Below are 19120 nucleotides of genomic sequence, written 5' to 3'. Positions count from 1 at the left end.
CCGGATCGAGTGGAGCAGTCGCTCGTTGGAGTCGGTGACGGCGTCAGAACGGCGCCGGCACGGGCTTACACGGGGGGGCACCGGTGGGCGGTTACGGAGATCGCGACGAGGGGGTCGACGAGCAGGTACCCCCCGGCCTGCCCGATCCCGACGAGGACCCGGTCCGCAGGCTCGGGCGGCTCCGCTCGCGGGCCGAGGCCCCGAAGCCGGAGCAGGCCCGCTTCGCCAACCGGATCGCGCGGGCGATCTCGGCGCCCTCGGGCGGTCGCGTCCCGACCTCGCGCAGGCCGACGCCGGTCCCGGTCGACGCCGACCCCGCGGACGACGGGGACGCCGAGGCCGGGACCGAGCCCGGCACCGTGCAGGTGGTCGCTCCGCCGGAGCAGTACTCCGGCCCGCACCTCCTCCCGCCCGCCGAGATCACCGACCCGGGGGTGCCGCCGACCGTGCGGGACGCCGCGTTCGGCCCGCCGCCCGTGGAGGTGGTGCCGCTGCCGACCGCGCCGTCGGTGGTCTGCGACGCGCGGGACCGGATCCTGCGGGTCAACCCGGCCTTCCTGCGGCTGGCGGCGCACCACGGCCCGGACCCGATCGGGCTCCCGCTCGACCGCATCCTCAGCGGCCCGGACGCCGACGCCCGGCTGCGGCGCGCGGACGGCGTGACCGTCCGGGTGCGGGTCGTGCGCTGGGCGCTGCCGGGCGGGCTCGAGGCCGTGCTGTTCGTCGAGCAGCCCGAGCCCGACCGACGCTGGACGGCCGAGCTGGAGCGGATGGCCCGCGTCGGGACCTGGGGCTACGACCTCGCCACCGCGACCCTCCGGCGCAGCCCCTCGCTGGACCGGCTCTACGCCGAGCTCGGCGTGCGGCCGGACGGGCCGCTCGGCCCGATCGAGGGCGAGCAGGTCGCGGCGCTGTGCCGCGCGCTGCGCGCCGGTGAGGTGCCGGAGGAGCAGCAGGTGGAGCTGCGGGTCGGCGGAGGCGGAGCTCGCGGAGCCGACCATTCGTCCGGTGGTCACGTGCTGACCTGCCGCGCCCGCGTCGAGCGCGGTCCGGACGGGCGGCCGCTGCGGCTGGCGGGCATGGTCCGGGACGTCACGCCCGAGCAGCCGGTCCGACCCCGCTCCGACCACGCCGCCGAGCGGTTCGCGGCGCTCATGGCGACCGTCGCGGACGGCGTCGCCCTGTTCGACGCCTCCGGCCGCCTGACCGACGCCAACCCGACCTTCTGCAGGCTGCTCGACCGCCCCCTCGAGGACCTGCGCTCGCGGACCGCGCTGGCCCTCTCCGCCGACGCCACCCCCCAGCCGGACACCGGCGCCGCCGAGCTGCCCATCTGGCTGCGCCGGATCGCGCCGGGCGGCGAGGGCTACCGGCTCGACGCCGTGCGCTTCGCCCGCGGCGACGGCACCACCCTCACCTGCCGGGTCGGCGTCAGCGCCTCGCTGTCCGACGACGGCGACCCGTTCTGGCTGGTCACGGCCACCCGCCCGGAACGCCCGGCGGTCCCCGCCGCGATGGGCGACGACGACCTCACCGGCCTGCTCGACCGCGCGGGCGCCGTCGCGCTGCTGGCCGACCTGCTCGCGGGCGCGGGCCGCGACCGGGTCGCGGTCGTCTGCGGCGACCTGGACGACTTCGCCCGCGTCAACTCCTCGCTGGGCCACGACGCGGGGGACGACCTGCTGGTCGAGACCGCGGAGCGGCTGCGGCGCGGGCTGCCCGCCTCCTGCACCGCCGCGCGGCTGTCCGCCGACCAGTTCGCGGTGCTCTGCGCCGACCACGCCCTCACCGACGGCCCGGAGGCTCTCGCCCACACGGTCGCGGGCCTGCTGCGGGCCACCGCGCCGGTGCACGGCGCGACGGTCCGGATCACCGCGTCCGTCGGCGTCGTCACCCCGGACGTCCTCCCCGACGGCGAGACGGACCTGCTCCGCTACGCCGAGGTCGCGATGCAGCACGCCAAGCGCACGGGCCGCGGCGAGGTCGTCGTCGCGACGGCCTCGGTGGTGGCCGCCGCGGACCAGCAGCTGGAGCTGGAGGCCGAGCTGCGCGCGGCCCTCGCGGGCGACCAGCTGGTGCTGGAGTACCAGCCGGTCGTCGGTCCGGACGGGACCGTGCTGTCCGCGGAGGCCCTGGTGCGCTGGCGCCACCCCGAGCGCGGGACGGTCAGCCCGGGGGAGTTCCTCCCGGTCGCCGAGCGCGCCGGGATGATGCGCGAGCTCGACCTCTGGGTCCTGCGCACCGCGGTGCGGGAGGCCGCGGACTGGCCCGCGCCGGCCGCCGTCGCGGTGAACCTCGCCGGGCTGCTGCCCAGCGACCCGCTGTTCCTCGCCGAGGTCACCGCGGCCGTGGAGGCGGCGGGTCTGGGCTGGAACCGGCTGATCCTCGAGCTGGTCGAGACCAGCCTCGTCGAGCTGCCGCAGTCCGCGCTCGACGCCATGGCCGAGCTGGTCGGGCTGGGCGTCCGGTTCGCCGTCGACGACTTCGGCACCGGCTACTCCTCGCTGGCCCGGCTCAAGCAGCTGCCCGCCCAGACGGTGAAGGTCGACCGGGCCTTCGTCACCGGCGTGGCGGCGGACCCGGCGGACTTCGCGGTCGCCCGCGCGGTGGTCGACATGGCCAGGGCACTCGGCCGCACGACGGTCGCCGAGGGCGTGGAGACCGCCGAGCAGTTCCACGTGCTGCGCGGCCTCGGCGTGGACGCCTACCAGGGCTGGCTCTTCGCCCGGCCCCTCGAGCCGGACGCCCTGCGCCGCACCCTCGCGGGCGGCCGCCTCGCCACCCCCGCCCGGGCCCTCGGCGCCTGAGGGCCCGCGCGGCGCCGCCCCGACCGGTCCCGATGGGATCACGGTCCGCCATTCGTGTCGCTCTTGTCGGTGGGTGCGGTTAGGGTCCCAGGGCGCCCGAACGGCGGGCGTCTGTGGACGGGGGAATCGACGTGATCGAGTTCCGGAGCGTCACGAAACGGTTCGCCGACGGCACGGTCGCGGTGGACGGGCTGGACCTCGTGGTGGAGTCCGGGAAGATCACCGTGTTCGTCGGGCCCTCGGGCTGCGGCAAGACCACCTCGCTGCGCATGATCAACCGCATGATCGAGCCGACCGAGGGCACGATCACGGTGGACGGGCGGGACGTCATGGCGGGCCACCCCGCCGACCTGCGGCGCGGCATCGGCTACGTCATCCAGCAGGCGGGGCTGTTCCCGCACAAGACGATCCGGGACAACATCGCCACCGTCCCCCTGCTGCTCGGCTGGTCCAAGCCGAAGGCGCGGGCGCGGGCCGAGGAGCTGATGCAGACCGTCGGGCTCGGGCCGGAGATGGCGGGCCGCTACCCGGCGCAGCTCTCCGGCGGGCAGCAGCAGCGGGTCGGGGTGGCCCGCGCGCTGGCCGCGGATCCGCCCGTCCTGCTCATGGACGAGCCGTTCAGCGCCGTCGACCCGGTGGTCCGGGAGAGCCTGCAGGACGAGCTGCTGCGGCTGCAGGGCGAGCTGGGCAAGACCATCGTGTTCGTCACCCACGACATCGACGAGGCCGTGAAGCTGGGGGACAAGGTCGCCGTGTTCCGCACCGGCGGGCACCTCGCGCAGTACGCCGAGCCCGCCGAGCTGCTCGCCCGCCCGGCGGACGACTTCGTGGACGGCTTCGTCGGCCGCGACCGCGGGTACCGCACGCTGGGCTTCCTGTCGGACGAGGTGCCGCTCGGCACCATCACCCCGGTGCACGTGGGGGAGTCCGCGACGGGCGGCTGGACGCTGGTCGTCGACGAGGAGGACAAGCCGCTCGGGTGGGTCACCGGGGCGGGCCCGGTCGCCGAGGCGGACGTGCTGCCCGGCGGCACCCTGCACCCCGTGGCGAGCGGGTCGCTGCGCAGCGCGCTGGACGCCGCGCTGTCCTCCCCGTCCGGGCAGGGCGTGGCGGTGGACGACGAGGGCAGGCTCGCGGGCTCGATCTCGGCGGATGCGGTGCTGGCGGCCCTCGCCGCGGCCCGCGAAGCGGCGTGAGGGGCAGGACCGGCTGATGGTCTGGGACTGGATCCCGCGCAACACCGCGCTGATCTGGGGGGCCTTGCAGGTCCACGTCGTGCTGGCACTGATCCCGGTGGTCGCCGGGCTGGTGCTCGCGGTCCCGCTGGGCTGGCTGGCCAGCCGCAACGGCGCCGTGCGGGCCGTGTTCATCCCCGCGGCCAGCGTGCTCTACACGATCCCGTCGCTGGCGGTGTTCATCGTGTTGCCCGCGATCCTCGGCACCCAGATCCTCGACCCGCTGAACGTCGTCGTGGCGCTGACGATCTACACCGTCGCGCTGCTCGTCCGGTCGGTGGCGGACGCGCTCGCCGCCGTCCCGGCGCTGGTCGTCGCGGCCGCCACGGCGATGGGCTACAAGCCGGGGCGCCGGTTCGTGTCCGTGGAGCTGCCGCTCGCCGTGCCGGTGCTGATCGCCGGGCTGCGGGTGGCCGCGGTGTCGAACATCAGCCTGGTGTCGGTGGGCGCGCTGATCGGCGTCGGCGGCCTGGGGCAGCTGTTCACCGAGGGCTACCAGCGTGACTTCCCGACCGAGATCATCGTCGGGATCGTGCTGATCGTGCTCCTGGCGCTGGTCGTGGACGGGCTGCTGGTCCTGGCGGGCCGCTTCATCACTCCGTGGGCCCGGGTGGCGGCATGAGCCTCCTGTTCTCCTACCTCTTCGACGCGGCGCACTGGTCGGGGCCCACGGGCATCCCGGCGCGGATCGGGGAGCACCTGTTCTACTCGGTGCTGGCCCTGGCCCTGGGCGCGGTCGTCGCGGTGCCCCTCGGTGCGCTGATCGGCCACACCCGCCGCGGCGGGTTCCTGGTCGTCGGGATCGCGAACGGGATGCGGGCGCTCCCCGAGCTCGGCCTGCTCACGCTGCTGGTGCTGCTCATGGGCATCGACCTGCTGCCGGTCACCATCGCGCTCGCCGTCCTGGCCGTGCCGCCGCTGCTGGCGGGCACCTACTCCGGGGTGCGCAACGTCGACCAGGGCGCCGTGGACGCGGCCCGCGGGATGGGCATGCGCGAGTGGCAGATCCTGTTCAAGGTCGAGATCCCGAACGCGCTGCCCCTGATCCTCGGCGGGCTGCGCGCCTCGGCCCTGCAGGTCATCGCCACCGCGGCGGTCGCGGCCTACGTCAGCTTCGGCGGCCTCGGCCGCTTCCTGATCGACGGGCTCAAGTCCCTCGACTACTCCCAGATGGCGGCCGGGGCGATCCTGGTCGCCCTGCTGGCCCTCGCCGTGGAGGGACTGCTCGCGCTCGTCCAGCGCGCCGTGGTCTCACCCGGCCTGCGCGGCGGCGGCAGGCGCTCGCCGACCGCGGAGATCACCACCCCCGACTCGTCCCCCGATTCCACCGACACCACCACTGCGACACCCGAACCGGCAGGAGCGACGCCGTGAACCTCAGACGACCCCTCACTCTCGTGGCCGCAGGCGCGGCCCTGGTGCTGGGCCTCACCGCCTGCGGCGGCGGGGGCAACCCGGTCGCGGGCGGATCCAGCCAGGCGCCCGCCGCGGGCGACACCATCCGGATCGGCTCCGCCGACTTCACCGAGAGCCAGCTGCTCGCCCAGATCTACGCGCAGGCCCTGCAGGCCAAGGGCGTCCAGGTCGAGGTCACGCCGCCGATCGGCAGCCGCGAGGTGTACTACCCGGCGCTCACCGACGGCTCGATCGACATGGTGCCCGAGTACACCGGCACCCTGCTGCAGTACATCAAGAAGGACGCCACCGAGACCGCGCCGGACGCGGTCTACACGGCGCTGCAGTCCGTCGTCCCCGCCCCGCTGACGGTGCTGGACAAGGCCGCGGCCGAGGACAAGGACGCCGTGGTGGTCACCCAGGCGTTCGCGCAGCAGAACAACCTGAAGTCGATCGCCGACCTGGCGCCGCTGGCCGCGAACGTCACCTTCGGCGGGCCCTCGGAGTTCCAGACCCGACCGGACGGCATCCCGGGCCTCAAGGAGACCTACGGCCTCGAGTTCAAGGGCTACACCGCGCTGGACGCGGGCGGCCCGGTCACGGTCAAGGCGCTGGCGGACGGCCAGGTCCAGGCCGCGGACCTGTTCACCACGGACCCGAGCATCGAGGCGAACAACTTCGTGGTGCTCGAGGACCCGAAGAACAACTTCGCCGCGCAGAACGTCGTCCCGCTGATCAACTCGGCCAAGGCGACCGACCAGGTCAAGCAGATCCTGAACGCGGCGCAGGCCAAGCTCACCACCGAGGGCCTGCTGGAGCTCAACAAGACCGCGAACGCGCCGGACAAGCCCAACCTGGACACCGTCGCCAAGAACTGGCTGACCCAGCAGGGCCTCTAGCGGCCCCGCGCCGCCCCTGATCCGCCCCTGATCCGTCCGACGGGAGCGGAGCGGTCGATCTCCGACCGCTCCGCTCCCGACGAGTGGATCATCGCAGTGCTTCGGGGTGTGATCTGTCGCACAGTTGGACCCGTCCGGTCATTCGACGGGTGCGGGGCGGCGCGTCCGCGCCCGCGGGAGGCAGCGCCGACGGCCCCCTCGTGTCGGCGGAGTCCAGGACGAATGTCCGGACCGCTGCCGGTGGTTCCGCCACGGACGTCGGGCTGGGACACTGAAGTGCCCCGACCGCCTGTCACCCGCTGTGGGTACCCGACCACGGAGTGGATTCGATTGCTCCGTTCTGCTTACTCTCCGGCCCGACCGAGCAGTAGTCCGGCCTGAGGGAGTCGACCGTTCATGACCTGGTTCACCGCCCTGCTCGCCGCCGTCTCCCTCGGCCTCGGGCTGCTGCACCTGGTGCGGCTGGCCACGGCCCGCCGAGACGGTCGGCCCGCGGTCGGGGAGGCCTCGCACGCCGCCATGGGCTTCGGGATGGCCGCGATGTTCTCGCCGCTCGGTGACCCGCTGCCCGCCGCCGCCTGGATCGCCGTGTTCGGGCTGAGCGCCGCCTGGTTCGCGGCCTCGGTGCTGCGCACCGGCCTCGAGACGGACGACGCGGGGCATCACGTCGTCTGCGGCGTCGCCATGCTGTTCATGCTCGGGATCGGCCTGCAGACCGAGGCGTCCGGTGCCGGGGCGCACGCCCACCACGGCGGCGGCGCGGCGGGCCCGGGGGCCTGGGCGTCGGTCGTCGCGATCGGGCTGGCCGGGTACTTCGCCTGGCACGTCATGCGCTGCGGCGACCGCTTCGCCGCGGCCCACCGCGCGCACACCGCGGTGCTCGCCACCGCGGGTGGCCCGGCGGAGCAGGAGCCCCACCCCGCCCACACCGCCCACACCGCGGGCTGCGCCGCGCACGCCCCGGCCGTCGAGGGCACCCGGCTCGCCGTCCTGCGGACCCCGCAGGCCGCCGCCGTCGCGCACCTCGTCATGGCCTCCGCGATGGCGGTCATGCTGCTCACCATGATCTGAGGATCGGCCGGCGCAATGGCCGGGTCACGGCGCGCGCGACGAGGCGCAACGACCGTCGACCACCGTCCCCCGTGAGACACCCGCAGGAGGGTGTCCGATCGGGAACGAGGGACAGTGGCCGACGCGCGGATCACCCGTCAGACACCCGCGATCGGCTTCCGCCGCGCCGTGCTGGTGCTGGGGGTGCTGAGCTGGCTCGGGCCCTTCTCGCTCGACGCCTACACACCCGCCTTCCCCGCCATCGCGGTGGACTACCGGACCGACGCCGCGGCCGTCCAGCTGACCCTGACGGCGCTGGTCGTGGGACTGGCCGTGGGGCAGCTGGTGTGCGGGGCGATCACCGACGCGTACGGGCGTCGGCGGCCGCTGCTGTGGAGCCTGGCCGCCTACGCGGTCGCGACCGTCGGGTGCGCGGTGGCGCCGGACGTCTGGACGCTGACCGCGACCCGGTTCGCCCAGGGCGCGACGGTGGCGATGGCCATGGTCGTCGGCCGCGCGGTCGCCCGGGACCTCTTCGAGGGGCGCGCCCTGGCCCGCTGCTACTCCGCCATCTCCGCGGTGACCGCGATCGCGCCCGCCGTGGGCCCGCTCGCCGGGTCGCAGCTGCTGCGCGCCGGGTCGTGGCGGTGGATCTTCGTGGCGGTGACGGTGATGGCCCTCGGCGCACTGCTGCTCTCGGCGATCCTGCTCCCCGAGACCGCGCCCGGGCGGGAACGGGTGCGGGCCGGGGCACGGCTGCGCGCCTCCCTCGCGGCGTTCGGCGGGCTGCTGCGCAGCTCCGGCTTCCGCACGACGGCCCTGACCCTCGGCCTGTCCAGCGCGGTCGGGCTGACGTACGTCGCCGGGGCCCCGTTCCTGCTGCAGGAGGGCTTCGGGCTCAGCCCCGGCCAGTTCGGGTTCGTCTTCGTCGGCAACGCGCTCACCCTCGTGCTGGCCGCGTTCCTCAGCTCGCGGCTCTCCGCCCGGGTCGGGCCGCGGGCTCTCGCGCGGGCCGGGCTCACCCTGCAGCTGCCCGCGACGGTGCTGGCACTGGTCCTGGTGCTCGTCGGCGCGCCCGTCGGGTTCGTGCTGGGGGCGCTCGCGGCGATGGTCCTGGCCCACGGCCTGGTCCAGCCGAACCTGCTGACCCTCGGCATGCAGTCGGAGCCGGACCGGGCGGGCAGCGCGTCGGCCCTGCTCGGGATCGCCCAGTTCGTGCTCGGCGGCATCGCCGCGCCGCTGCTCGCCCTGCTCGCGATCGACGTCGGCCTGGCCATGACCGGCGGCATGGTGGCACTGTGCGTCTCGGCCTGCCTCGCCGCGGTGTGGCTGCCGGGCCCGGCCCGCCGGCGCAATGGACGCGTTAACGCGGCGATCCTCCCGGGTCACGGCCCGACGGTGCACTGAGCACATGTTCCACATGGGCTGGTTCCTGAGCTACGCGGTACAGGCGTGGCGCGCCCCCTTCTCCGGGCGCGCCGAGACGGACTGGAAGGACCCGGGGCTCTACGTCGACGCCGCGCGCGCCCTGGAGCGCGCCGGTTTCGACTACATGATGTTCGAGGACGGCTCGTTCATCCCCGACGCGTTCGGCGGCTCCGCGAAGTGGTCGCTGGCCAACGCGATGACGGCGCCGAAGCACGACCCGCTGGCCCTCGTGGCGACGGTCGGCGCCGCGACGAGCCGGATCGGGCTGATCGCGACGATCACCACGACGTTCTACCCACCGTTCCTCGCCGCGCGCCTGCTGACCACGCTCGACCACCTCACCGAGGGCCGGTGCGGGCTGAACCTGGTGACCTCGCACAACGTGCGGACCGCGCAGAACTACGGGCTCGACGAGCAGATCGAGCACGACCGGCGCTACGCCATCGCGGACGAGTGGATGGACGCCGTGTCGGCCCTCTGGGACTGCTGGGACGACGACGCGCTGGTCATGGACCACGAGACCGGGGTGTTCGCCGACCACACCAAGGTCCGGCACGCGGACTTCGCGGGCGAGTACTTCCGCACCCGCGGCCCGCTCAACGTGCCGCCGGGACCGCAGCGCCGCCCGGTCGTCTGCCAGGCGGGCGGCTCACCCGCGGGCCGGGAGTTCGGCGCGCGGCACGCGGACACCATCATCGCCCAGGCCTACTCCGTCGCGGACATGAAGGCCTACCGCGCGGACATCGACGCCCGGGCCGCCGCCGCGGGCCGCGACCCCAAGGACGTGAAGGTCCTGTTCCTCGCCACCTTCACCTTCGGTGACAGCGAGGAGCGGGCGCGGGAGAAGGCACGGGCGAAGGAGGCCGCCGCGGCCGCCGCGATCGAGCCCAAGCTCGCCTCGCTGTCCTTCGCCAGCGGCATCGACTTCGGGGCCTTCCCGCTCGACGAGCCGCTGCCGGAGATCCGCACCAACGCCGCCCAGAGCGTCACCGCGCTGCACCTGCGCGGCACCGAGGGCATGACGCTGCGGGAGATCGCCGCGCGCCGGATGACCGGTGCGGTCGAGTTCACCGGCACGCCCGACGGGGTCGCGGCGCAGATGGGCGAGGCGATGGCGGAGGCGGGCGGTGACGGGTTCCTCGTCCAGGCCCCGATCACCCGGCGGATCGTCGCCGAGGTCGCCGACGGCCTCGCACCCGCCCTGCGCAGGCGGGGCCTGGTCCGGGACGGCTATGCCCACCCGACCTTCCGCGAGAACCTGCTGGCGTTCTGATGACCTGCGGGAACGACTGGCGCAATAGACCTGGAACCGCGGGCGGGGTCGTCGGTAACGGACAACGACTCCACTGGTGCACAGACCGGACGGAGGGGAGCTGACGTGTTCCACATGGGGTGGTTCCTGGGCTACGGCTTCGGGGTCTACGGCTGGAACCAGACGTGGTCGGGGAACGTGTCGCAGGACGTCGGGAAGCCGGGCCTGTTCGCCGACATGGCGGCCTCGCTGGAGCGGGCCGGGTTCGACTACATGATGCTCGAGGACTCCTCCGTCGTGCCGGACGTCTACGGCGGCTCGATGGAGTACTCGCTGCGCAACGGCGTGGTCCGGTTCGACCCGGTGCCGCTCGTCCCGCTGCTGGCCTCGCGGACCTCGAAGATCGGGATCATCGCCACGGTCGCGACGACCTTCTACCCGCCCTTCCTCGCGGCCCGGTTGTTCAGCACGCTCGACCACGTCACCCACGGCCGGGTCGGGATCAACCTGGTCACCGCGAGCCCGCACGCCGCGGCGCAGAACTACGGGCTCGAGCAGCACGTCGAGCACGACCTGCGGTACCGGATGGCGGCGGAGTGGATGCAGCTCGTCGGCGAGCTGTGGAACTCCTGGGACGACGACGCGCTGGTCATGGACGAGGCGGCGGGCGTCTTCGTGGACCACGAGAAGGTCCGTCCGGTGCACTTCGCGGGCGAGTTCCACCGTTCGCGCGGCCCGCTCAACACCCTGCCCGGCCCGCAGCGGCGCCCGGTCGTGTGCCAGGCGGGCGGGTCGCCCGCCGGTCGCGAGCTCGCCGCCGCCCACGCGGACACGGTGGTCTCCGCCGTCGTCGGGGTGGAGGCGATGAAGGAGTACCGCGAGGACATGTCCCGGCGGGCGGTCGCCCACGGCCGCCGACCCGAGGACATCAAGATCCTCTACTTGGTCGACCCGGTGCTCGGGGACACCGACCGCCAGGCGCGGGACCGCAAGGAGCGCAGGGACCGGGCCGCGGCCGCGAACCTCGAGGGCGCCCTCGCCGGGATGTCCTACGTCAGCGGCATGGACTTCTCGAAGTTCGACCCGGACGAGCCCCTGCCGGACATGTCCCGCAGCAACGGCCACCAGAGCACCGTCGCCGACTACCAGAAGGCGGGCTCGGGCGGGAGGACCCTGCGCGAGGTCGCGACCGGACGCCGGGTCGTGGAGTCGATGGAGCTGGTGGGGTCGGCCGAGACCGTCGCGAGCCGGATGCAGGAGGCCATGGAGTACGCGGGCGGCGACGGCTTCCTGATCGGCAGCGCACCCACCCGCCGCACGATCTCCGAGATCGCCGACGGGCTGGCCCCCGTCCTCCGCCGCCGCGGCCTGATCCGCGACGGCTACCCCCACGACACGTTCCGTCAGAACCTGCTGAGCTTCTAGGAGAGTCCGTTGTTCCACATGGGATGGTTCCTGACCACCGGGTTCGGCGTGTACGGCTGGAACCAGCCGTGGTCGGGCAACGTGCGCGAGGACGTCGGGCAGCCCGACCTGTTCGTCGACGCCGCGACCTCGCTGGAGCGGGCCGGGTTCGACTACATGATGTTCGAGGACTCCTCGGTCCTGCCGAACATCTTCCGGGGCTCGTTCCAGAGCTCGGTCAGCGCGGGCCAGGCGGTCCGGTTCGACCCGATGCCGCTGATGCCGCTGGTCGCGCAGGCCACGAGGCACATCGGGCTGATCGCCACCGCCGCGACCACCTTCTACCCGCCCTTCCTGGCCGCGCGGCTCTACCAGACCCTCGACCACCTGACGAAGGGTCGCATCGGGGTCAACCTGGTCACCGCGAGCCCGCACATGGCCGCCATGAACTACGGCCTGGACAAGCACGTCGAGCACGACGAGCGCTACCGGATGGCGGACGAGTGGATGCGCGCGGTCTCCGCGCTCTGGGAGACCTGGGCGCCCGACGCCCTGCGGCTCGACGAGCACTCGGGGGTCTTCGCCGACCACGACAAGATCCACACCGCGGACTTCGACGGGGAGTTCTACAAGACCCGTGGCCCGCTCAACCTGCCGCCGGGTCCGCAGCACCGCCCGGTGATCTGCCAGGCGGGCGGGTCGGCCGCGGGGCGCGACCTCGGCGCCGCGCACGCCGACACGATCGTCGCGGCGCCGGTCGGCGCGGACGCGATGAAGGAGTACCGGGAGGACGTCTCGCGCCGCATGGTCGAACACGACCGCAAGCCCCAGGACGTCAAGGTCATGTACCTGGTCTCGCCGATTCTCGGCGAGACGGACGAGGAGGCGCAGGAGAAGAAGGCGGCGCTGCGCGCGGCGCAGAAGGCCAACGTCGACGGCGCACTGGCGGCGATGTCCTACTTCACCAGCATGGACTTCTCGACGTTCGACCTCGACGCGCCCATGCCGGACCTGTCGGGCAACAACGGGCACCAGAGCACCATGAACGACATGGCCAAGTCGGGCCGCACGCTGCGCGAGATCGCCGAGAACCACAAGACCATCGAATCGGTCGAGCTGTGCGGCACCCCGGACTCGGTGGCCGTGCAGATGCAGGAGGTCATGGAGCACGCGGGTGGCGACGGGTTCCTCATCGCCAGCCCGGTCACCCGCAAGAACGTGAGTGAGATCGCCGACGGTCTCGCACCGGCGTTACGTCGGCGCGGTCTCATTCGGAGCGGATACCCGCACAGCACGTTCCGCGAGAACCTCCTGGAGTTCTGAGTCGCTGCACGAGGAAGGTGGCACGATGACCGGCGCGAGCGCGGACGCGATCGAGCAAGGTCGGATGGAGCACGCTCGGCACTGGCGCCGCAGGCGGCCGCACCGACGGGTGTCCCCCCGTCGGGCCTACGAACAGCTGCGGGCCGGGATCCGGGTCGGATCCGTGGGACCGGACGCGCAGCTCGGTGAGCTGCTGCTCGGCGAGCAGCTCGGGGTCAGCCGGAACTCGATCCGCGCCGCCCTGCAGATGCTCGCCGTCGAGGGGCTGGTCGAGCGGCGCACGAAGACCGGCACCCGACCCAGCAGGCGCATCGTCGAGATCCCGGTCGGGGAGGTCCTGCCGCGAGACGCCGGGGAATACGCGGCCATCACCGTGCGCCAGCTCGGCCACGCCGTGGTGCACCCGCCGGAGACGGTCCGGGCCCGCCTCGACATCCCGCACCAGCCGGTCCTGGAGGTCGAGCAGCTCGGGGTCTGGCACGGCGAGCCGCTCTACGTCCGCACCGGCTACCTGCCGCTGTGGGAGTCCCCGCAGGTCATCCTGGACCGGATGGCCGAGCTGCACGCCGACCTGCAGTCGTTCACCACCAGCTTCACCCACCTGTTCGGGCGGCCGCCCGGGCGGTGGGAGTGCGCCGTCGAGGCCGTCCCCGCCACCGCACCGTTCGCCGACCTGCTCGGTATCCCCGCCGGGCGGCCGCTGCTGCTGCGCGAGCTCGTGATGCGGGACGACGAGGGCGCGGTCCGCGAGTTCAGCTTCACCCACCTCCGCGGCGACCGTGTGGCACTGTGCGCGGGATCGACGCCCTGACCAGCGACGTTCCGCGCCGGCGGTGGCGTAATCGAGCGGTTACCGCCCGACCCGATCGCGGGCAACACCGGTTACCGAGGATTCCCGGGACGGACCGGACAGACCCCCCGAGAGGGCGCCTACGGCAGCCTCCCTCCCAGCCCCCGGTGTGTACCGGGAATCCACGAGAGGCGGATGCGATGACCACGTCCACCCTGCCCGTCGGCAGTGTGACGGGAGCGGCGGAGGTGTCCGAGCCGTCGGCCGGTCCGCTGCTCGAGGTCGAGGACCTGACGGTCCGATATGCGGGCGCGGCGGATCCCGCCGTCCGGTCGGCGACCTTCGGGATCGGGCGCGGCGAACGCGTCGCGCTCGTGGGGGAGTCCGGATCGGGCAAGAGCACCCTCGGGATGGCGGTCGCGGGCTTCCTCACCCCGGCGGGCGTCGAGGTCACCGCCGAGCGGATCGCCTTCGACGGGGAACCGGTCGTCCGGCCCGCCGGCTCGCGGATCCCGGTCCGCACCGCCGGCATCTCCATGGTCTTCCAGGACGCGATGACCTCGCTCGACCCGGTCGCCACGGTCGGCAGCCAGCTCCGGACGGTGCTCGGTGCGGTCGAGCGGCTGCCCCGCCGGGCGGCGACGGCGCAGGCCGAGGACTGGCTGCGGCGGGTCGGCCTGACCGACACCCGCCGGGTGCTCAGGGCCCGCCCGTACGAGCTCTCCGGCGGGATGCGCCAGCGCGTGATGATCGCGCTCGCGTTGTGCGGCAGGCCCCGGCTGGTGATCGCGGACGAGCCGACCAGCGCGCTCGACGCCTCGCTGGCCCGGGCCACGATGGAGCTGCTGCAGGAGCTGACCCGCGACCTGGGCACCTCGCTGCTGATCGTCAGTCACGACATCCACCTGTGCGCGGCGTACTCCGACCGCATGTTCGTGATGTACCACGGCGAGATCGTCGAGCAGCTGCGGTCGGCCACCGCGCTGGCCGACGCGCGGCACCCGTACAGCACCGGGCTCCTGCAGTGCGTCCCCACGCTCGACGACGCCCGCCGCGACACCCTGCCCACCCTGGACGAGGTCATGGCGGCGGTCGCGACGGAGCAGCCCGAGGTGCAGGCCGGATGAACGACGACGCGTATCTCGAGGTCACCGGCGTCACCAAGTGGTTCGGGTCGGCCCGGCGCCGACACACCGCCGTCGACGGCCTGGACCTGGTCGTCGACCGGACCAGCCGCACCGGTGTGGTCGGCGAGTCCGGCTCCGGGAAGTCGACGCTGTCCCGGCTGCTGATCGGGCTGGAGCACCCCTCGGCGGGCACCGTGACCTACAACGGGGTCCCGCTGCAGCGGATGCTGCGCAGCCGGACGGGGCGGACCACCTTCCGGCGGGCCGTGCAGTTCGTGGGGCAGGACACCACGTCCTCCTTCGATCCCCGCAGGCGGCTGCTGGACTCGTGCACCCGGCCGCTGCGCGACCTCCACGAGCTGGGCCGGGCGGAGGCCGAGGCCGCCGCGCTCGAGACGATCGTGTCGCTGGGACTGCCGGAGGAGCTCGCCCACCGCCATCCCTCGCAGGTCTCCGGCGGTCAGCGGCAGCGCTTCGCGCTGGCCCGCTGCCTCGCCGTGCGGCCGCAGATCCTGATCTGCGACGAGGTCGTGTCCGCGTTGGACGTGTCGGTCCAGGGCGCGATCCTGAACCTGCTCAAACGCTACTGCGCGGAGCACTCCGCAGGTCTGTTCTTCGTCTCCCACGGCCTCCCGGCCACCGCCTTCGTGGCGGACCGGATCGTCGTCATGCACCGCGGGGCGATCGTGGAACAGGGCACGGTCGACGAGGTCCTCGACCACGCGCAGCACCCGTACACCCGGAGCCTGCTGGAGGCGCACGAGGTCGGGTCGGCGTTGCGGGCGGCGTCATGACGACCGTGCTCGACGGGCTGCGCAGGCAGCGGTGGTGGCTCGCCCGGATCGCGGCGCTCCCGGTGCACCTGTTCGTGTTCGTGATCGCCACCTTCTTCCTGGTCCGCGCGGTGCCGGGCGATCCGGTGCTGATCCTGCTCGGGCAGAACTACACCCCCGAGACCTACGCCGCGCTGCAGGCGCAGCTGGGGCTCGACGGCTCGCTGCTCGCCCAGCTCGGCAGCTACCTGGCGAACGTCGCCCGCCTCGATCTCGGCGACTCGCTGATGACCGGGAGGCCGGTCCTCACCGAGATCCGGGACCGGCTGCCCGCCACCCTGGAACTCGCCTTCCTGGCCCTGGCCTGCTCCATCCTGGTCAGCATCGCGGCCGCCTACTTCGTGGTCATGAAGCCCGCGAACCCGGTGTCCCGGGTGGTCCGCGGCTACGCCCGCGCGGCGGGTGCGATCCCCGAGTACGTCCTCGCGATCGTCGCGATCTTCGTGTTCTACGCGACCCTGCGGTGGGCCCCGGCGCCGGTCGGTCGGCTGGCGATCGACGTGGTCGCGCCGCTGCCGATCACCGGGTTCCCGCTGCTCGACGCGCTGCTCGACGGCAACCCGGAGGCCTTCGCCTCCATCCTGGGGCACCTGGTCCTCCCGGTCGGGGTGATGGTGCTCGCCCAGTCCGCGTTGTTGGTGAAGCTGCTGGTCCACGGTCTGGAGGAACAGCTGGACGCGCCCCCGACGCTGTTCCGGATCGCCTCCGGCGCACCGCGGCGGGCCGCGGTGGCGAGCGCCTTCCGCCGGGCCGCCCCGCCGGTCGTCACCATGGCCGGGACGCTGTTCGGCTACCTGCTCGGCGGCGCCGTCGTGCTGGAGAGCCTGTTCGGGTTCACCGGCATGGGCCAGTACGCCGTGGACGCGATGAACACCGGCGACGTGATCGCCACCCAGGGCTTCCTGCTGGTCATCGCCGCCCTCGCGCTCGTGGTGTTCCTCGTGGTGGACCTGCTCAACATGATCGTGGACCCGCGTCGTCGGCCGGGCGTCGGCACGGAAGGGAACTGAGATGGCGACCCTCGCCGTGACCCCCGCGCGGACCGGGCGCGCCCCCGGCGCGCTGCTGCACACCTGGTGGCCGCTGCTGCCGATGCTGCTCATCGTGGTGATCGGGCTGCTCGGCCCGCTGGTCGTGCCCTTCGATCCCGAGCGCGTCGTCGGGGACAGCGCGGTCGCCCCGAACGGCGAGTTCTGGTTCGGCACGGACGCCTCCGGCCTCGACGTGTTCTCCCGGACGATCGTCGCGACCCGGATGAACCTGGTCATCGCCCTCGCCGTGGCGGTGCTGGCCACCCTGATCGGCAGTGCGGTCGGTCTGGTCATCGGGATGAACGAGGCGCGTCGGGGCCCGTTGGGCTGGCTCGCCCGGGGTGGCGCGCGCGTCGTCGACCTCGCCGAGGCGGTGCCCGCGGTGCTCCTCGGCCTGGTGGTGATCTCCCTGTTCGGGGCCACCCCGACGACCCTGACCGTCGCGCTCGCCTTCATCCTCTCGCCGATCCAGATCCGGCTCGTGCGCACCGAGGTGCTGCGGGTGCGCAAGGAGGCCTACCTCGACGCCGCCCGCATCGGCGGGGCCACCGAGTGGGCGCTGACCCTGCGGCACGTGCTGCCGAACTCGGTGCGGCCCGCCTGGGAGAACGCCTCGGTGGTGTTCGCGGTGAGCATCATCGTGACCGCCGCGCTCGGCTTCGTCGGGGTCGGGCTGCCGCCGCCCACACCCGAGTGGGGCTCGATGCTCTCGGCGGGCGCCCAGGACGCCGCCGTCGGGCGGTGGTGGGCCGCGACCTTCCCCGCGCTCGCCCTGGCCGGCACCGTCGCCGCCTTCGCCGGGGGCACCGCCTCGCTGCTCAAGCGCCTTCGCTAGCCGCCAGACCCCTGTTCTCCCGCAGTCCCCGCCCTCGACAGGAGCCCTCATGTCCCGACCACCCACCCGACTGCGGCTGATCGCCGCCGCCGCGACGATCGCCGCCCTGGTGACCGCCTGCGGCGGCTCCGGATCGGGCTCGGGCGACGGCACGACGATCGTCGAGGCCGTCGCGACCGTGCCCGGCGGCCTCGCCTTCGACGCGAAGCCCGGCGGCTACGAGGCCTTCGAGTACACCCTGCTCACCGGGGCGACCCTGATCCGCAACCCGTACCGGCAGGCCGCGGACGACCCGAACGCCCAGACCCAGGACCTGTACGCCTTCGAGGGCGTGCTGGCCGAGAGCTACGAGCTCAGCCCCGACCAGAAGACCTTCACCTTCCACCTGCGCCAGGGGGTGGTCAGCCAGGCGGGCAACCCGTTCGACGCCGACGACGTCCTCTACAGCTACCAGCGCAAGTGGAAGACGGCGAGCATCGCGAAGGCGATCTCGTTCCCGGCGATCAGCGACCCGGACACCCAGCTGAAGAAGATCGACGACCACACCGTCTCGTGGACCGTCGCCGAGGTGGGGCACGGGTTCCCGCTGCTCGCGGTGATCTCCAAGATCAGCGGCGAGATCTACGACAAGGAGCTGCTGGAGCAGCACGCCACCGCGGACGACCCGTACGCGGTGAACTGGTCGAACACCAACGGCAACTTCGGGTTCGGGCCCTACATCATGGAGTCCTACCAGGACGGCCAGCAGATCACCTACCGGGCCAACCCGAACTACCCGCTGGGCAAGCCCCCCACCGACCGGATCATCCAGCGCGTGGTGCCCGACGCCGCCAACCGGGCCTCGCTGGTCCGCAACGGCGATGTGGACGTGGCGGTCCAGCTGCGCCCGTCGGACGTCGCCGCCCTGGGGTCCGCACCCGGTGTCACCACGTTCTCGACGGACACCAACAACTTCCTCTGGGCCTTCATGCAGACCCGGACCGCCCCCTTCGACGACGTGCGGGTGCGGCAGGCCATGTTCAAGGCCATCCCGTACCAGCAGATCATCGACCAGGTCTACAAGGGCCGGGCCAACCCCGTCGTGGGGCTGCTGAACCCGCAGGCGCCGAACTACGTCTCCACCGGGCTCGTCGAGCAGGACTACGACCCGGCGGGCGCGAAGGCGCTGCTGGCCGAGGCGGGCCACACCACCCCGGTGCCCATCACGATCCTGATGAGCAACGCGGTGCCGGACCTGCAGGAGGCGGCCGTCCAGATCCAGTCGTTCGCCGCGGACGCCGGCTTCGCCGTGACCCTCGACGTGGTGCCGCCCGCGGTGTTCCAGGAGCGGCAGACCGGCAAGCAGTACCAGATGATGATGATGCGGGACATGTCGGTGTCGTTCGAGTCGCCGCCGTACAGCCTGCTGCTCGCCTACAACGAGACCGTCGACGCGCGGAACTCCACGATGTGGCGCGACCCGGCGTACTACGCCGCGGTCAAGGCCGGGGTGAACGCCGGCGACGCGCTCTCGCCCGAGGCGATGGCCTACTGGAACCAGGCCGAGCAGGTCTGGCAGGCGGGCCGTCCGCAGGTGCAGATCGCCAAGGCCCAGCCGCTGATGGCCTTCGCCAACGGCACCACGGGCTTCGTGCACCGCACGGACAACGTGCTCGACTTCAGCATGATGTCCAAGACCGCGAGCGACTAGGGCGTGTCCAGCGGTCCGCGG

Annotated in this window: 16 protein-coding genes; all 16 read left to right on the top strand. The window is 73.1% G+C overall.

The annotated features are described in order from the left end of the window. The first annotated feature begins 83 nt into the window (after positions 1-83). The 16 genes from L3X23_RS36205 (at position 84) to L3X23_RS16915 (ending at position 19099) form a co-directional block, all read left to right on the top strand. A complete protein-coding gene (locus L3X23_RS36205; RefSeq protein ID WP_237193104.1) occupies positions 84-2807 on the top strand; it encodes an EAL domain-containing protein in 2724 nt (907 codons plus the stop codon). Between the two features lie 131 nt (positions 2808-2938). Continuing rightward, positions 2939-4003: an ABC transporter ATP-binding protein gene (locus tag L3X23_RS16985; protein ID WP_093082731.1), complete on the top strand. Its 1065-nt coding sequence runs from the start codon at positions 2939-2941 to the stop codon at positions 4001-4003. A 16-nt stretch (positions 4004-4019) separates the two neighbouring features. Next, complete coding sequence (locus L3X23_RS16980) at positions 4020-4664, top strand: ABC transporter permease (RefSeq protein ID WP_093082725.1); 645 nt, start codon at positions 4020-4022, stop codon at positions 4662-4664. Next, complete coding sequence (locus L3X23_RS16975) at positions 4661-5416, top strand: ABC transporter permease (protein WP_093082720.1); 756 nt, start codon at positions 4661-4663, stop codon at positions 5414-5416. Before L3X23_RS16980 ends, L3X23_RS16975 begins: the two co-directional genes overlap by 4 nt. Next, positions 5413-6336 carry an ABC transporter substrate-binding protein gene (locus L3X23_RS16970; RefSeq protein ID WP_237193103.1) on the top strand — a complete coding sequence of 308 codons (924 nt, stop codon included), beginning with the start codon at positions 5413-5415 and terminating at the stop codon, positions 6334-6336. Before L3X23_RS16975 ends, L3X23_RS16970 begins: the two co-directional genes overlap by 4 nt. 396 nt (positions 6337-6732) lie before the next feature. Next, positions 6733-7407, top strand: coding sequence for a DUF5134 domain-containing protein (locus L3X23_RS16965; RefSeq protein ID WP_237193102.1), 675 nt, complete (start codon positions 6733-6735; stop codon positions 7405-7407). 114 nt (positions 7408-7521) lie between these two features. Continuing rightward, positions 7522-8793 carry a multidrug effflux MFS transporter gene (locus tag L3X23_RS16960; RefSeq protein WP_237193101.1) on the top strand — a complete coding sequence of 424 codons (1272 nt, stop codon included), beginning with the start codon at positions 7522-7524 and terminating at the stop codon, positions 8791-8793. 4 nt (positions 8794-8797) lie between these two features. Beyond that, the gene (locus L3X23_RS16955; RefSeq protein ID WP_237193100.1) at positions 8798-10087 is read left to right on the top strand and encodes an NtaA/DmoA family FMN-dependent monooxygenase; all 1290 of its coding nucleotides are present in this window, start codon (positions 8798-8800) and stop codon (positions 10085-10087) included. Positions 10088-10201: 114 nt separating this feature from the next. Continuing rightward, entirely contained in the window at positions 10202-11491 is a 1290-nt protein-coding gene (locus tag L3X23_RS16950; protein WP_237193099.1) for an NtaA/DmoA family FMN-dependent monooxygenase, read from the top strand. A gap of 18 nt (positions 11492-11509) precedes the next feature. Continuing rightward, a complete protein-coding gene (locus L3X23_RS16945; protein ID WP_237193098.1) occupies positions 11510-12793 on the top strand; it encodes an NtaA/DmoA family FMN-dependent monooxygenase in 1284 nt (427 codons plus the stop codon). A gap of 25 nt (positions 12794-12818) precedes the next feature. Next, entirely contained in the window at positions 12819-13604 is a 786-nt protein-coding gene (locus L3X23_RS16940; protein ID WP_237193097.1) for a UTRA domain-containing protein, read from the top strand. Positions 13605-13783: 179 nt separating this feature from the next. Then, on the top strand, positions 13784-14710 hold the full coding sequence (locus tag L3X23_RS16935) for an ABC transporter ATP-binding protein (RefSeq protein WP_237193096.1): 927 nt from the start codon (positions 13784-13786) through the stop codon (positions 14708-14710). Next, a complete protein-coding gene (locus L3X23_RS16930) occupies positions 14707-15504 on the top strand; it encodes an ABC transporter ATP-binding protein (RefSeq protein WP_237193095.1) in 798 nt (265 codons plus the stop codon). Before L3X23_RS16935 ends, L3X23_RS16930 begins: the two co-directional genes overlap by 4 nt. Next, complete coding sequence (locus tag L3X23_RS16925; protein WP_237193094.1) at positions 15501-16553, top strand: ABC transporter permease; 1053 nt, start codon at positions 15501-15503, stop codon at positions 16551-16553. Before L3X23_RS16930 ends, L3X23_RS16925 begins: the two co-directional genes overlap by 4 nt. A 1-nt stretch (position 16554) precedes the next feature. Next, positions 16555-17409: an ABC transporter permease gene (locus L3X23_RS16920; protein WP_237193093.1), complete on the top strand. Its 855-nt coding sequence runs from the start codon at positions 16555-16557 to the stop codon at positions 17407-17409. A 49-nt stretch (positions 17410-17458) separates the two neighbouring features. Next, complete coding sequence (locus L3X23_RS16915; RefSeq protein ID WP_237193092.1) at positions 17459-19099, top strand: ABC transporter substrate-binding protein; 1641 nt, start codon at positions 17459-17461, stop codon at positions 19097-19099. The last annotated feature ends 21 nt before the right edge of the window (positions 19100-19120 follow it).

The organism is Pseudonocardia sp. WMMC193, from assembly GCF_021728735.1.
Lineage (GTDB): Bacteria > Actinomycetota > Actinomycetes > Mycobacteriales > Pseudonocardiaceae > Pseudonocardia > Pseudonocardia oroxyli.
This window is presented reverse-complemented; position numbering and strand designations above follow the sequence as displayed.